Origin of the sequence: Janthinobacterium sp. (assembly GCF_009923995.1) — a bacterium.
Classification (GTDB): domain Bacteria; phylum Pseudomonadota; class Gammaproteobacteria; order Burkholderiales; family Burkholderiaceae_D; genus Janthinobacterium.
Genome location: NZ_RFSK01000014.1, coordinates 1 through 15,097 on the forward strand (window position 1 = coordinate 1; position 15,097 = coordinate 15,097).

Annotated in this window: 14 protein-coding genes; 1 reads left to right on the top strand and 13 read right to left on the bottom strand. The window is 60.6% G+C overall.

What is annotated here, in order from left to right:
- Positions 1-88: 88 nt before the first annotated feature.
- The 10 genes from EBS11_RS09505 to EBS11_RS09550 form a co-directional block, all read right to left on the bottom strand.
- Complete coding sequence (locus tag EBS11_RS09505; RefSeq protein WP_290602288.1) at positions 89-1,558, bottom strand: hypothetical protein; 1,470 nt, start codon at positions 1,556-1,558, stop codon at positions 89-91.
- Complete coding sequence (locus EBS11_RS09510) at positions 1,555-7,119, bottom strand: phage tail length tape measure family protein (RefSeq protein ID WP_290602290.1); 5,565 nt, start codon at positions 7,117-7,119, stop codon at positions 1,555-1,557. Before EBS11_RS09510 ends, EBS11_RS09505 begins: the two co-directional genes overlap by 4 nt.
- On the bottom strand, positions 7,119-7,436 hold the full coding sequence (locus EBS11_RS09515; protein ID WP_290602291.1) for a hypothetical protein: 318 nt from the start codon (positions 7,434-7,436) through the stop codon (positions 7,119-7,121). Before EBS11_RS09515 ends, EBS11_RS09510 begins: the two co-directional genes overlap by 1 nt.
- 29 nt (positions 7,437-7,465) lie before the next feature.
- Complete coding sequence (locus EBS11_RS09520) at positions 7,466-7,933, bottom strand: hypothetical protein (RefSeq protein ID WP_290602292.1); 468 nt, start codon at positions 7,931-7,933, stop codon at positions 7,466-7,468.
- 133 nt (positions 7,934-8,066) lie between these two features.
- Positions 8,067-9,269 (bottom strand): phage tail tube protein, encoded by a 1,203-nt coding sequence (locus tag EBS11_RS09525; protein WP_290602293.1) that lies wholly within the window; start codon positions 9,267-9,269, stop codon positions 8,067-8,069.
- A 66-nt stretch (positions 9,270-9,335) separates the two neighbouring features.
- A complete protein-coding gene (locus EBS11_RS09530; RefSeq protein ID WP_290602294.1) occupies positions 9,336-9,737 on the bottom strand; it encodes a phage tail terminator-like protein in 402 nt (133 codons plus the stop codon).
- The gene (locus tag EBS11_RS09535) at positions 9,734-10,231 is read right to left on the bottom strand and encodes a hypothetical protein (RefSeq protein ID WP_290602295.1); all 498 of its coding nucleotides are present in this window, start codon (positions 10,229-10,231) and stop codon (positions 9,734-9,736) included. The genes EBS11_RS09530 and EBS11_RS09535 overlap by 4 nt, the downstream gene beginning before the upstream one ends.
- Positions 10,231-10,605 (bottom strand): hypothetical protein, encoded by a 375-nt coding sequence (locus tag EBS11_RS09540; protein WP_290602296.1) that lies wholly within the window; start codon positions 10,603-10,605, stop codon positions 10,231-10,233. Before EBS11_RS09540 ends, EBS11_RS09535 begins: the two co-directional genes overlap by 1 nt.
- Positions 10,602-11,033, bottom strand: a complete 432-nt coding sequence (locus tag EBS11_RS09545) for a hypothetical protein (protein WP_290602297.1) — start codon at positions 11,031-11,033, stop codon at positions 10,602-10,604. Before EBS11_RS09545 ends, EBS11_RS09540 begins: the two co-directional genes overlap by 4 nt.
- Positions 11,030-11,539, bottom strand: a complete 510-nt coding sequence (locus tag EBS11_RS09550; protein WP_290602299.1) for a DnaT-like ssDNA-binding protein — start codon at positions 11,537-11,539, stop codon at positions 11,030-11,032. The genes EBS11_RS09545 and EBS11_RS09550 overlap by 4 nt, the downstream gene beginning before the upstream one ends.
- Positions 11,540-11,607: 68 nt before the next feature.
- Between EBS11_RS09550 and EBS11_RS09555 the strand changes: the two genes are divergently transcribed.
- Positions 11,608-12,495, top strand: a complete 888-nt coding sequence (locus tag EBS11_RS09555; RefSeq protein ID WP_290602300.1) for a hypothetical protein — start codon at positions 11,608-11,610, stop codon at positions 12,493-12,495.
- A gap of 152 nt (positions 12,496-12,647) precedes the next feature.
- On the opposite strand, the gene EBS11_RS09560 is transcribed toward EBS11_RS09555, so the two are convergent.
- The 3 genes from EBS11_RS09560 to EBS11_RS09570 all read right to left on the bottom strand — a co-directional run bounded on the left by EBS11_RS09560 (position 12,648) and on the right by EBS11_RS09570 (position 14,976).
- Positions 12,648-13,133 (bottom strand): hypothetical protein, encoded by a 486-nt coding sequence (locus EBS11_RS09560; protein WP_290602302.1) that lies wholly within the window; start codon positions 13,131-13,133, stop codon positions 12,648-12,650.
- Between the two features lie 62 nt (positions 13,134-13,195).
- Positions 13,196-14,188, bottom strand: coding sequence for a major capsid protein (locus EBS11_RS09565; RefSeq protein ID WP_290602304.1), 993 nt, complete (start codon positions 14,186-14,188; stop codon positions 13,196-13,198).
- Positions 14,189-14,190: 2 nt separating this feature from the next.
- Positions 14,191-14,976, bottom strand: coding sequence for a DUF6651 domain-containing protein (locus tag EBS11_RS09570; protein WP_290602305.1), 786 nt, complete (start codon positions 14,974-14,976; stop codon positions 14,191-14,193).
- Positions 14,977-15,097: the final 121 nt, after the last annotated feature.

Consider the following 15,097-nt stretch of genomic DNA (forward strand, 5'->3'; position numbering starts at 1 on the left):
GGCGTGAGCAGCAGCGCCCGGTCGATTGGCGCTGCATAGCGTGGTACCGTGTTCATGATGAGGGTGTCGCGCGTGCCGCCCATGACGCTCATACCAGCACTCCCACGGTGACACGGCCCGTCAGCCAGAAGCGCGACAGCATCACCACCACGCCCGGCATCCCCTCCTGCAGGCCGAAGCGCTCGTCGCGCAGGGTCACAGCCTGTCCCAGTTCCAGCAGCATCATTTCCGGCTCTCCGTCAAATTCATAAATGGTGCGCGGCACGCTGTTCAACGCCAGGCGCCGCGCCGCTTCCGCATGCGCGTCGGCACGGGTTTTCAGGCAGGTGTCGATCTGCACCGGGTCGTCGCTCAGCCGGTAGCGCGTGCGCACCGCCTCGTCGACCACCGTCTCCGTCAGCCACTCGGTGGCATACAGGTCGGCATGCTCCGGGGGGATGCTGGTCGTCAGGCCAGCCTGCACGGTCCAATTCTTGTCGAAGCCGATTTTCACGGCCGCCACGACGGGCAGGCACTGCACCGGGTGCAGCGAATGCTCCTTCATCTGGTCCGGGCCGATGTCCACGGGCACGCCGGTGCCCGGCAGCGCGATCTGCACCAGGCGCAGCTGGCCGGCGCGCGACATGATCGCCTGGGCGCCCACGCTGGCCGCCAGTTGCTGGATGGCCAGCGCCTGGTTGCCCCGGTCCGCCAGGTAGAGGCCCACCAACTGCGGGTGCGCCGCGTCGAAGGCGGCCAGATTGGCCAGGTCCAGGTCGTCCAGGGTGAAGCGGTCCGTTTCCTTGCCAAAGCCCGTGGCGATGCGCTGCACCAGCGGGGCGATGCGTGGCGCGTAGCCAGCGCCCTTATCGCCCTGCACGCTGACGGTGATCACCTGGGCCTGCGGGTTGGTGATGGGCTGGAAGCGCCCGGTGGCGTTGTCGACGGCCACAGCGACCGGCTTGCCATTGGCGCGCACCTCGGCGATGGACTCCACGCTGCCGAGAAAGCCGTATTCCAGGGTGGCCGGATTGGTCAGCAGCGGCGACACGTTGTGGCATTCGCCAAACGGGATAGGCAGGATGGCGTCCTTGTTGGGCGACGCGCCGCCCAGCTTTGCTTCCGTGATCTGCGTATTGAGGCGCTGCAGCTTGTCGCGCAGCACCATGGTCAACGACTCGCGGCTGGTACTGACCACGCTGTCGAGGATGCCATCGAAAACCAGGCGGAAGTCCGCACGCGGCCAGGATGGGTCGCCGGTCCAGACCTTGATCGCGCGATTGCGCCACACATCGGCCAGCCAGCAGTCGAGTCCGCCATCCGCATTGTCCAGCTCGATATCGCCGCCGGACAGGCCCGCCTCGCCCGACAGGCTGACCTGTTCGGTGAAAGCCAGGCCGCCGGTGGCCCACGGCATGTACTCGATGCTGGCCGGCACGTCGCCCTCCCCCGTGACGTACGGCTTGGAGGAAAGGTAGCGGGTCGTTTCCTGGCCCGCCACGTTGACCTGCGCCTCGATCAGCACCATACGCGCGGCAGCCGGGTGCTGCAGCCACTCCAAAAACTGCATTTCCGTCATTTTTCATACTCCGGTTGTTTTGCCCAGGCATATGCCTTGGTGGATTTGTCGATGCCGGCGACCACGCGATTGGCGGCCTTGTCGTTCGATTCGACGGTGGCGCGGATTGCGGCGCCAGTCTGCTTATCCTGGTCGGCACGCAAGCCTTTGACCTCCTCGCGCAGGCTCTTGATCTCGACTACCAGGGCATCGGTATTGCCGCCGCCCTGGCTTGGCGCGCCACCGAAATAGCGGCGCATGGCCGCCGCCGCTGGCGCATCGACCACCACCTCGCCCCGGTGCAGCTCGGCCGCATACCCATCGAACGGCACGCTGGCCAGGCCGCCGGCATGGGAACCGTCGAACTGCACGCCGAGGCCAGTCGCCGTACCCATCGCCGCATGCAGGTTGGCGATGGCTTGCGCCACCGTCAGCACGCTGTCGTTGATGGTGATCAGGCCCGATACCTGCGCCGTCAGGGCATCCAGGCTGGCCTGCTGCACGTCGACCTGCATGCCCGCCCATTTCAGCGCCTCGTCGTTGGCCGCCATCACGCGGGCGTAATCGGCCACATACTTGGCATCCGAGGCGTTGACCACCTGCGAGGCAGTCAGGAACGCCTGTTCGGCAGCCGACAGGCCCGACTGCGCCGTCGTGTCGCCGGCATTCGCTGCCGCCAGGGTCTTCTCGAACTGGGCCCGTGCCTCGGCATACTTCTGCTCCGGCGTCAGCGTCGACTGCGCACCCAGGGCCATGCTGGCGTTCAGGCCGTTGAGCGTGGTCACCCACGACTTCGACTTGTCCAGCGCCGTCTTGGCCGCCGCCGATTCCGTGTCGTAGGCCTTGGCCAGTGCATCCTTGGCCGATACCACGGCCTTGGCTGCCTGCACCTGGTCGAACAGTGCACGGTTGACGTCGGCGATGCCGGCGCGCTGGATGGCCAGCAGCTGCGTTTCGCTTTTCGTCAATTCATTCAGCTGTTGCTGCAGGTCGCGCCGCTCGCTGGCGATTTCACTGGCTGTTTTCTCAACGGCAACAAAATCACCAGTCGCCGCAGCAAGCGCGGCGGTATATTCAGCATATTTTTTGAATGGTTCAGCCAACGAGATCAGCTGCGCATACATCGCCTGGCCTGCGGCCGTATTCAGGTCCTGCGCCAACACCAGGGCCTTGAACTGCTCGACCGTGGTCACGCCCGACTGCCCCAGCTTGCCCATGGCGTCGTTCACCGATTTGGTAATCGGCGCCATGCGCTCGGCCTCGGTCAGGAAGTTCTCGACGAAGAAGCCGGTACCGCTGGTCAGCTTGTCGAGACCGCCGGCCGCAGCGATCAGGCTTTCGCTGAGGGCCACCGCGCCCAGGCCGGTGGTGTTGAACGACTTGCCCAACACGACCAGCACGTCGGACACCTGCATGTAATCGTTGGTGACGCGCACCAACGTCTCCAGGTAGCCCTCGCCCACCGCCTGATACTGCTGCAGGCCGGCCACACCAAACTTGGCCATGTCGTCGCCCAGCTTGGAAAAGGCCGTTTCCAGGGCTTTTTGCTGTTCCTCGCCAGTCAAATCCTTCAGGCTGATCTTGCCCAGGTCGACCACAAAGGTATTGAGCTTGGCGTTGAAGGCTTCGCCGCCCAGGCCCAGCACGCCGGCCGCGCTGCGGATGGTGTCGCCCATGCTGCTGATGATCATGCTGAACTGCTGATTCATTTCATCCGACAGCGCGGTGGTCTCGGTGCTATTTTTGCTGCTGTACGAAATACCAAACGCCTTTTTTGTTTTGTTGACGTCGGCGTAGGCCTGGGCAGTGAAGCCAACGGCATCTACATTGCCAAGCGACGTTGCCTTGCCGGTAATACCCTGGTCGAGTATCGACGTCTTGGTATTGAATAGTTTCGATACGACAGACCCGATCAACGCGCCTGCAATCGTGCCGGCAATGGTACCTACTGGCCCGAACACCGAACCCAGGCCGCCGCCAATCGACGCACCGCCGGCGGCGCCAAGTAACGTACCGACCGTGCCGCCAAGCACATTCGTGCCTGTCTGCACGCCAGCAGCGGCACCACCGCCTTCGGCAACCACACCGGAGCGCGCCAAAAGTCCGGCCAGGTTGCCGATGCCGGCCACCATCTGCTTGAGGGATGAATCCATCGAAATGGTGTGCGCCAGGCCAAGACCGCTGTTTTTCTCCATGATGGCCAGCGAGTGGGCAATCGATTCCGATTTTGCGGACGAGTCGCCCAGCACCGTGCCGGTGCCCGTGGCAGCCTGACGGTCCTTGGCTGTCGTGTCCGATCCGCCGCTGACGCCGCCGATGGCGACGCCGAGCCCGGCAACAATTGCCGCCATGGCCGCCATTCGGGCAAAGGCCGAGTAAGGATCGCCCTCCCCTTGCGTCAGCACGGCATTAATACCCTTGACGACCGTCAATGCCACTTCCGCCGCATGCATTACCTGCGAGGCAGCCGCCATAGCCTGGTAGCCTTTTGATCCCTCGCTGAAAAAGCCTTGAGCCGCCGTGGTCATATCCGCGTACGACTTCAGTTGCGCAGTGGTGCCGGACAGGTGCGCCTGGTTAATAGCATCGATCTTGTCTGGATTGTCGTCGCTCAGTTTCTTAGCCTCGCGCAGCTCTTTCTGCGCACGCAATTGCCCTGCGACACCTTCGCTATAGGCCTTGAACATTTGGCCGATTGCCTTACCTCCACTGCCGAATGCCGTGGACAGGCTGTCAGCAATAGACTTCCCAGCGCGGTCCCAGTCCTTGATGGCTTGGTTGGCGAGGTTTTCCATGTGCTTTGCGTCGCTTTGCGCGTCCAGCCCTTGCGCCAGACGCGCGCGCGCAGTGCGCTGGTCCTCCAGATACTTCAAGATGGCAGGCGCCTGCGCCAGCTCCGCGTCCGTCGCACCTGCTGCGGCTTGGCCGGCCATGAACTGCTTCTGGTATGCGATGGCCAGGTCCAGCTGCGCTACCGCCTCGCGCTCGATTGAGCCGCGCGAGACTTCGCGGCCACGATTTGCCTCCTCGATCTTTTGCGCTTCCTGGCTCAGGCCGGAAATGTATTTATTAATGGCTGCATCAGATGCCTCGCCGATGGCCTCCTTGCGCAGCATTTCTTCTGCGTTGAGCAACTGGATCGCCCTATCCGATTGCGCCTCGGCAGCCGCGCGCTTGCCGATCAGGTCATTGATCTGCTTGGCATGTTTTGCAGCCTCAGCTTCCGTTGCACTGTGATGCGCGCGCAAAGCGGCAATCTGTACCGTGTAGCCGCCAATTTCCTCGGCGGCGGTAGCTTTTGCATAATCGCGCTTATTTTTAAAATATTCCTCATCGCCCAAACGACCGGCGTTGTGGAACATCTCGTTATATTTGGCCAGTTGGTCAATCATGGCCTTTTCGGCATTGACATCATCCTGGACGCGCGCCAAGCGATCCGCCATTTCGGTGTTCTCGACCTGATTGACCTTCGTTGCGGTGGGCTTTTTGGAGAATTCCTTGATGGTGGCAAAGCGGCGCGCCTCGATGGCTTCCGGCGTGATCATCGCTTGAATAAGCGGATCATTCGATTTCAAATCGATGAGCCCTTGCTCAGTCCTCCGATTTTTCTCCAGTTCGACATTCAGCCGTCCAAGCGACTCCTCTTTGCGCTTATCGTCAGCGGCTTGCATACGTTGCATGTCATGCATCAGAGCCGATTTTTTCTGCTGCTCATCGCCCTGCGCAATAGCTTGCGCTTCGGCAATATTCAGTTTTTCAACAGCTGCCGTTAATCCCAGGACAATTTTAGTGCGCGTCGCATCCATTTCTGGCGAGATGGTTCCCGGCGCCCGGCCAAGGCGAACATTGCTTTCTTCCAGTTGCTGGTCGAAGTGACTCAGGCGGAAACTGTAAGCGTCCACATCCTTGGCTAATGAACCTTTCTTGGCGAAGTCACCGATTGCGGACATAGCCTCACCAATAGCCTCGGTGACACCATGCCAAGCGGTTGCCACCGATCCAAGATTTTTTACCATCTTCTCAGCACCGTCTTTTGTTGCCTTTGCAAATTCTTCTGTTGCCAAAGCGGATGCTGCCTTTTGCTCCCCTTCTTTTTCCAAGGCGCGAATATGCGCAAATACTTCGATGGTCAAAAAGTGATAAGTGTCGTCAAGCTTCAGTGCAGCACGAGTAATTGCTTCCGTCGAGCGGGCACCATTGCCCGTCATTTGCACAGCCAGCGACTCAAATTCTGCAATGGTCTTTTTAATGGAACTGCTCCCGGCATGCTCAAGTGCAATGACGGCATCGGAGATATAGGCAATCTGGTCTCCGGTAAATTTACCGGTACCAGCCAGCTCAGTGACGACCTTTTTTGCTTCGCGAATACTTCCGCCAGCCTCGGTCGCCGCATGCGCCATCTCATTCAGCCTATCGCTCGTCACGCCGGCATAGTTGTTGGTCGAGATCAGGGCATTGTTCATTTCGCGCTGCTCGCTGGCACCTTTAATCATCGCGTAGGCAACCGTGCCAAGTGCGCCAGCAAAGGTCAGCGCAGCCAAGCCGGCGGCGCTGAACAGGAGGCCTGCAGCGCCGGTCTGCTCACCTAGCACCATCATCGACCCGCCGAAACGCTGGAATTGCCCCTGGCTCAGCTCATGGGCGAGCACCAGCAGTTCGCGCTTAGCGCTCGCCGATTGAAAACTCAGGCCCTCCATGTGGCCGCCCGCCGACTTCGCGCCGGCGCCCGCCTCGGCCAGCTTATTGATCAGCGGTGAAGCGGCTTCGGATACACCCAACTGGGCGGCACGGTAGATCTGTAGCTGCTGGGTCGTCATGCCTAGCGTGGCAACCTGGTCTTGCAGGCTTTTGATAAAGCGATCACCTGCCTGGGCGGCGCGGTCCTGCGCACCGGCAGCATCGCGAGCAGCCCGCTCTTCGCGGTGCATCGCATCGATGCTATTGCCCAGGGCTGCCGCCTTGGTCTGAGCTGCGCTGCCCAAGCCCAATTCGGCGGCGCGATAGCGCTCCAGTTCGCCGCGCGCCATGCCGAAAGTGTCGATCTCGCGCTGCAGCTCAAGCAACATTCGGTGGTTGGACTCTTCCAGAGTGCGCGCAGCGTCGGCGGCCTGCCGCATGATGCGGGTCGTGTCGGCCATCGCACCGTTGTAGTCAGCCTGCTTCTTCCAGGTGCGTTCAGCTGCGTTACCGAGACCATCAATTCCAGCGGCGGCCGCCTCGCTGCTACGCCAGACTCCCATCGACGAACCCATGAACCCGTCGAGCGTGTTGCTGCCGCCGAGGAAGACAGTGCGAATGCGGGTGGCGGTAGCGCCCATCGCGTCGATAGAAGCGGTCGCAGCATCCACCTTTTGGACCACGCGCGCGCCTGCCTCGCCCACAGCATCGACAGCGGCTGCGCCTTCCGTAGTTTTGCCCTTGGCGTCCGCGCTCGCCTTGCCAAGTTTGTCTATGGCCGTCGTCGCGCTGTCGACCTTCTTCTCGACACTCTCACTGGCGGCGCCGAGGCGATCCATGGCCTGGGCGCCCTGCTCCAGTTGGCGCGTGTCAATCGAAAGGCCAAGCTCGGCGATATCAGGCATTATTTTTCCTTCTTGTTTTGGTGATAAATAAACAGCGCATCGAGGCGATCGATCACGCCCTCTTCGAACGGATCGAAGCGGACACCGTGGCGCGCCTGCCAGGCTAGTATTTCAGCGCTGGTGAGCGCGTTCACGGCCATACCGCACTGGCGCTTCTGGTTTATCTGGGTGAACCAGGTCCAGATGTAGGCCAGCTCGGGCGGCAGCTGCGGCACCGCTGGCGCCTCGGGCGCCCGGTAAAGCGGGTTTTGCCGGGCCGTATCCAGGTGGTCGCCCTTGGCATTGCCATCGCCTGCCGCTGCCGCACGATCAAACAAGTGATCGGCGTACAGCAGCAGGGCCTGGGTTAGACCTTCAAAAAATTGGCGTCGTTTTCCAGGGCGGCCGTAACACGGTCCTGCCAGGTCGGGTATTTGTCGAACGCCGTGGCGATCAGGCCCTTGTCGAACGGCACGACGGCGCCGTTGCTGGTGAAGCCGTACCAGTCGACGGCCACGGCCAGCGCCAGGCGCTTCTGGTTGTCATCGATGACGTGCACCAGCTGATCCGCACCTTCGTCCGTCGAGGCATCGATGGCGGTCTTGCGCTTGGCCGACTTCTTGTAGCCTTCGGCGCGCACGGCGTGGCTTTCCTTGCGGTACTCGTCGGAGTTCTTGCCGACGATGCGGATACCGGCCACAGGCTCGCCGTCGGCGTCGAAGATCACGGGCACGTCGAAGGTCACGCGCGCGGCTGGCGCGGACAGGTTGGCGATATCGAAACCGACGACTGCCAAGGCTTGAGCGGCGTTCAGGGATGTTTGGGTGGTGTTCATGGGTAATGCCTTTCGTGGGGTGGAGATATGTGCCCGTGCCGGCCGCCGCGCCCACGAAGGCGACAGCGACCGGTCGGTGCTGGGGTGGCGCTTGCGCCAAAAAGAAAGCCCGGCGCGCGGCCGGGCGGGAGGGTTACAGGCTGGTGTCTTGAAACGCCACGGTCGTCGCCTCGTGCTGCGCGTCGGCGCCCTGATAGCGCAGGATGTCGAACGCGCAGGTGACGATCTTGTTTTTCTCGCCATCATCGACTTTCGCCGAAGTGATCTTGATGCGGCCCATGGCGATCGTCATAACCTCGGCCAACGGCGCCGTGCTGGCCGCCATGGCATAGGCCAGCGACAGTTCGACTTCCTGTTTGAAGTAGTCAATGTATGCCGAGTCCTGCATCAACACCGTGAACTGGCCACTGCCCAGCACCTTGCCGCGCGAGGCGGCCGTAGCGAACTTGGAGCCGATCACGGGATCGATCTTGACTTGGCCATCCAGCGACAGCGACATGCCGGTGCAGATCTGCGACGGGATGCCCCCAACCGACAGCATTGCGGTGGCGCCGGAGAACTTGCCGGTACCGGGCGTGGACGCTGGCGCCGCGAAATACGCCGCCGGCGTGGTCGGGCCTTCCAGCTTGCCCATCAGGGTAAAGTCCATGCTCGTGATGCCGTTCGGCTGAACGGCGATATCGACCTTGCTCACCAGCTGGTCGATGAAGCAACGATTCACGGCGATGCCCGGATCCTGCACTTCTGCGGTGAACCAGTCCGTGGTGTGCCCGGTCAGCGGCGTGAAGCTGCGCTTGCCGGTTGCGGTCACGGTCACCGGATCGCCTTCTACCTTCACCGTCATGGCGCTGCCATCCATGAACTGCCCCGTCAGCTTCAGCGCCGTGGCCGAGGTGACGAAGAAGTTCTTGCCGTTGTTGGCCGCGCCAGTGGTCAGAAAGCCGCCGATGCGCACCACTGTGCCGGCGCGGTGGCCATCAGCCAGCCAGGAGCCAGCGCTGCGCGTCAGGCCCGTTGCACCCGATGCGATGGTATTTTGCGCTGCGGTGGTACCGCCGGCCGTGAAGTCACGGCGCAGCAGTGCAGCCAGCAGCGCGGCGTAGGTGCCGCAGCTGGCCTCGCCCTTGATGGCGCCGGAAGTACGGAAGTTGCCCAGGCGCGTATCGCTTTGCTGCTGGCTTGGGTCGATCTCATTGCTCGAGTACTTGTCGGCGTCCGTGTCGAACGTAGCGGTCACGCGCGGATAAAGGCGGCCGGCGGCGGCCAAGGCCTTCGTGCCTTCCGCTGGTTGCTTGCCAATAACGAGCAGGCTGTCGATGCCGTTTGCAGTGGTCATGGTGTGGATTGCCTTTCTTTGGTCGAAAAAAAGACCGCCGAGGCGATCTGTGTGGGGTGATGCGGGTTACAGGTTGCAGAAATACCTGATCTTGACAGGGACCATCCAGCGGTCGCCGTCCTCGCGGCCGTCCGCGATTTCGGGCGTGCGCTCGATCTGCACGGTCACATCGCCCTTCGTGAAGCTTGCGCCGCGCTTAAATAGCGCCGCGATCATTTCGGCGCGCGCACCGGCCGCCGCGGTGCCCTGCCCTGGCGGATAGAGCAAGCTGACCTGAAAGATGCCGCGCTCCTGGCGTGCGCCATCGCCCATGGAATGGTTGTTCGGCTCCGCTGGCAGCAGGTAAGCGGCTTGATACGGCCGGCCGGTGACTGGTGCGTACGGCACGTTCTGCCAAGCGGTATCGATGGTCGGCGCGAGGCTGGCCAGCGCTGCTTCCAGCGCCGCGCGTATTGTTGGTTGGCTCATAATTTATATGTCGAATATCCTTGTGCGAACTCGCTAGCGGTGGTGCCGTCGCGCACGCCGTTCACCGCGTTGTCCACGATGGTGCGAAATTCCACGACCGTCAGGGCAACCACACCGACGGGCGCCTGGCGAGACCAGCCCTCCTCGATGCGCTTCGCATACGGCAGGTTGTTGACTAGGTAGATCACGTCACCTGCCTTCGCCGCGTTGATCGTGCTGCCGTGCGCGGCAATCGTGGCGCTGCCGTCCTTGTCGATCAGGTCCCGCACGCCCGCAGCCGGCGAGCCGATGGAAAGCTGCCAGTTGGCGCGGAAGCGGCCGCCGGTGTAGCCAGGCGGTGGTTTGTGCTTCCAGAACTTGGCATCACCTACTGGCGAGCGCTGGACCAGCTTGTTGTCGATCTTCATGGTGATGGCGCGCACAACCAGATCCTGATTGGCCTTCGTCTTGGCGATGAATTCGGCGATCTGCATGGAAAACGACATACTGGCCATCAAATCCCCCTGAGTTGCAGCGTGTGCAGCACGGCCACGTCGACCGGTGCCGTGGTTTCGACTGCCTTCACTGTGTAGCTGGCGCCGCCGAACAGCACCAGGTCGGCCGCCGTCGGCGCCGGCATGGCCTGGCCATTGCGCTGCAGTGGCGACAGCAGCAGCTTCTGGTCGCCAGCTTGGATCAGCGTGCCATCGATGTTCTCGGCCTCGTAGGCGGTCTTCACGCCCGTACCTTCGTAGTCCGTGGTGATGGTGGGCGCCGCGCCCAGGTCCGGGTAGTATTCGCCGGTCACGACCTGGCGCAGAACCACGATGCCGCCCTTGCGGCGCAGGGACTGGTCGGCGCGCGCGGCGGTTTTGGTGTAGTCGATCATTCGATCTCCAGCACGTCGATGCCTTTGCCGCAGGACGTATCAAAAAAGCATGCTACTTCCACCGCCTCGCGTGCACTTTTCCCTAAATGCATTGCAGCCAAGGCGTAGTCGCGAACGGCACCACGCGCGAAGAACCTCTCCTCGATTAATTCAGGGTGCGGTCCGTTGTGGGCAAATATGAATATTTTCCGATCCGAGGCGATGAACATGCTGCCCGCTCCGTTTTCTTCGGTGCCAACTGGATAAGCATCGGCAGGCCGGCCAGCCTCGAACCATTTCAAAAGCTCGGCGGCATGCGAGCCGGAGCCGCTGAACGCCACCAGGCCTCCTGGTACCCGATGGATTTTCGTGACAGCGTAAGCACAGCCGTAATTGGTGCCCTGCTTGTCTGCGGCGAGGGTCTGGCCGTCCCAGGCGATGATTGTCATGCTCGTATCACCTTTATCGAGTTGCCGCCGCCGGCCGAGCCGAAGTAAGGCGTCAGGAGCGCATCCACTGCCACAAAGCGCTCGCGCGCATCAGTGGTATTCTGGAAGTACTCCGTCTCCAGCGGGCCGGTCTTGTCTTTTTTGATCGCGTTCGAGCCGGTATCAAGGTCCGGCAGCAGATCCTCGCCGCGCCCCGCCCGCACGGCCAGGTCGATGCAGGCATTGACCACTTCCACCGGCACGATGGTGCCGGGCACGGTGAAGCCGTCAACCACGACGTTGTAGCGCGGCCAGTCCAGCGCCTGGTGTTGATAGACGCGACGGCCGGCCCAGCGCGTGCGGTAGGTGGCCATGAAGATCATCGCCTTGCGCAGGGCGATTTCCTTGTCGGCTTCGATCAGCGCCGCCCAGGCGGTCAGGCCCAGGCTGGCGCAGCGCGCGTCTGCCGCGGCGACGCTGGCATAGGATTCGGCGTCGGGCAGTCCAACGCCAGGTTCGACCAGCATATTTGTGCTCCTTTGATTTAGCATTTGAGAATATGTTTAAATAGCAAGTTCAACTCTAGGAGCAATGAATGTCCGCCACGTCATCACAGTATGTACATAGACAACAATGTGCTTTTTGCAAAAGCGAAGCGAACAGCGATGAGCATGTACTCCCGCAGTGGTTCGATAAAGTACTAGCCCCTCGTAGACACGAGGATCGCACTTTTCAATGCAAAATAAGTACCAAGGCCAGCGGTGTGAGCTCTACAGTGGTTAAGCAAAGAAACGGTAGCCCAAGATCAAAGCGCCTTAAAGTTGTTTGCACCAAATGCAACAATGAGTGGATGAGTGTGCTTCAGGATCGAACATCATCGATCATTACAAAAATGCTAGAGGATGTGAATTTTTTAATTACGACAAAGGATCAAGCAATCCTTGCTGCTTGGGCGACCATGACAGCAATGACATATGAATTCGACGATCCAGATACCATGGCGATACTAGAAACGGAGCGGTTTTGGTTCCGTAGCCTGCGACTTCCACCGCAAGGAGAATGGAGAATTTTTGTAGGGAGGCACAGTGGGGGTTCTTGGAAATGCAGACTATTTCACCTCGGATACAATGCGTTTCGCGTGGATAATATGCCGCTGGTTCTAGAGGCAAATTCTCAAAAGACAATCATCGGCATTGAGAATCTGGACTTCATGATATTTAGCACTAGACTGGAAAGTTCCAGCGTAAGTCCTTTTGACCAATCTCCCTCAGATTTTTCTAAGTATCACGGATTGATTCAACTACATCCTCCAACCGGGGAGGACATCGAGTGGCATAAATCAAAGATGCGCCCTGATGCCGAGGTTACGCAGGTCGCTTTCAAACATGCCGACAATGCGACTTTAATTGGCCAACTTCGGATTTTTGAACTTCAGCGTCGTTATTCTGAAAAAACTGCCAAGGCCAAGGTCGACAAGAGTTAACATTTAGAACCGGATACCAGCGATAACGCTGATATTCAGGAATTTGTCCGCGGCAAGCGTGATGGTTTACTACGTGCGGCAGGCGACAAATTTTGGCATGATAATCCTACGGTGTTGAGGTGAATGGTATAACTCTGGCCACTAACGAGCGATTAAGTGGTTTTCCCAGGCTTGGCAGGTTTTTCAGTCGACGCTAACGCCGCTGCAGCAGCCACCTCTTTGATGGCCTCCAGGCCTACGGCCTCGGTGCGCAGGCGCTTGGCCTCGGCTTGGTTTGCGGCGGCCTGCTCCGCGTTGCGGGCGGCAGCGAACTCATTTTCTTGCGCCTGCTTAGCAACGCGCTCTTTCTCGGCCGCCAGCTCGCGTTCGCGTTGCTGCAAATCATCGTGCGCAGCCAGAAGATCAGCGCGAGCAGCCATCAACTCGGCCGGGGTCGGCACGCGCTCGCCCGCGCCTTGATCAATATATTCGGCCTTGATCGTGACTTCCGGCACGTCGTCAGCGGCATTGGCCCGGCCAATAGCCACGTTTGCATCGATGATCTTGAGGCCAGCCTGGCGCGCAAGCGCCTTGACGTCCTCGTTATATTGGAACATCGGTCCCGCGAGATACCAGATGTTGTTCTGATCATTTTCCATTTGATACTCCATTTTCTGCTTGATGGAAGATGCCGCGCCCCGCTTGGAGGCGCGGCGCCGACTTACTTGGTCGCGTCGCCGATGGTGATCACCCCAGCCGTGTGCTTATCGCTGGTGGCAACCTTGTCCCAGTTGGAGCCGGTGGCAAGGGCTGCATCACTTGGCGATTTGCCGCCCGAGGCTTCATCCCAGGTATATCCTTTCAAGCCCAGGCCGAAGGTGTAGTCGACCTGCATCGTGGTTTCGATGCGCTGGTTACCGTTGGTCGTTTCGATGTTGCTGATGATGTCGGAACCGTCGGTAACGGTTGCAGCACCTTCAGCCAGCGACAAGACGCGCAGCTTCGCGGGGGCGGTAGGACCGGGCGATGCGCCCACGGCGGCCGAGTACAGCGCCGGGGCGTCGGTAACGACCACTGCCTTGCCCAGGATATCGACAACACGGACGTTTTGGGCCTGGAACAGCTGCTTGGCATTGGCCAGGTTGGCGCCGATCAGTTTGTGGAACGTCGTACCGTTCATGATCTGCGCAACCAGGTTGCCGCTGTGGTCACCAAACTTGCCATGGGCTTCGTTCATGGCGATATAGTCCACGCCTTGGGTCGCGCTCACGTCGTTGACCGTGTTGGCGTTGTTGCTGATGGCCGCAACCAGTGCTGCAATGGCGGTATTCAGCTGGTCCGCCATCATCGCTTCGGCGAAATTCCGCGAGGCGACCTCGATACCTTCAGCCGTCGGCTTGTGCAGCCAGGTCATTTGCGATGGCTCGAAGCGGATCGGGCCGAAGCCACCCGCGATCTTGACCGAGCTGTGTTTCAGCTGGGTCAAATCCGTCGCGGCAGCCGCGCTGTTGGTGCCGTAGCGATTCACACGGCGCTGCGCCGAATGGATGGCAGCGAAGAACGATTCTTGCAGGAAGTCGCCTTCAAAGCCTTCGGTGGTCAAGCGGATGGCACCATTGCTGGCCGCGTTGAACTTTTCCACCATCTGCGCCAGCGTCTCGATGGTCGCCGGCATGATGTACTTGTTGAAAACTTGCATTTGGGAGAGGGACATTTTTAGCCTTTCGCTAATTCAGGATATTGAGCAGCAAAAGCAGCGGCACGCTCTTCGCGTGTACCACCGAGATTGCCAGTTTGTTTTTGGCCGCCACCGGCGCCATTCGGTTGTTGCGCACCACCGCCGGATGCGCCCGAGCCCTTGAGGATCTGATCCTTGTAGGGATACTGATCCACCAGGGTTTCGAGCGCTTCGTCAAAGTCGGCTACATCGCCAGGCCGGGCGCGCGAGAAAATCTTGTTGCCGGCACCGTCATACGCAACGATCTTGCCGGCCTCCACCTTGAAGGCCTGACCGAAGCGCGCCTGGACCAGGTCGACCGGGATGGCGAACTTTTCGGAGATGAGTTTCGAGCGATTGAAGCTGCCGCCGATCATTTCCGAATACAGGTTGCCGGTGATGGCGTCCAGTTCGGTCTTGGTTCGGGCCAGCTCGTCGGCGTGGGCCTTGTTGGCGGCGGCGACCTGCTCTTCTGCTGCCTTCTTCGCTGCCAGCTTGATTTCTTCAACCTTGCCGGCCGCGACCAACTTGCCTTCATCGACGTTCTTCATCAGTTCGATCGCTTTCGTTGCAGCGGCAGGGTCGTCAATGCCAACGAACGCTTGCAGCTTTGCTTCGGCAGCCTCCTTTGCTTCGCGATGAGACTTTGCCTCACCGTTCAGGCCTTGGATTTTCTGCACGGCGGCAACCGCATCGAACGGGACTTCCTTCCCGTCGTCATGTACGTAGACCGGCTTGCCATCCTGGACAACGACATTGCCATTTGCATCGAGTTTGAGTTTCATTTGGTGGCTTTCTGGGCATCCGCCCTTGTGAGTGGCCTTCTGGCCATGCACCGCGTCGCGTCCGCTTGCGGCATAAAAAAAGCCGCCAGGTTGCCCGGGCGGCCTCAAAATCATTGATCTA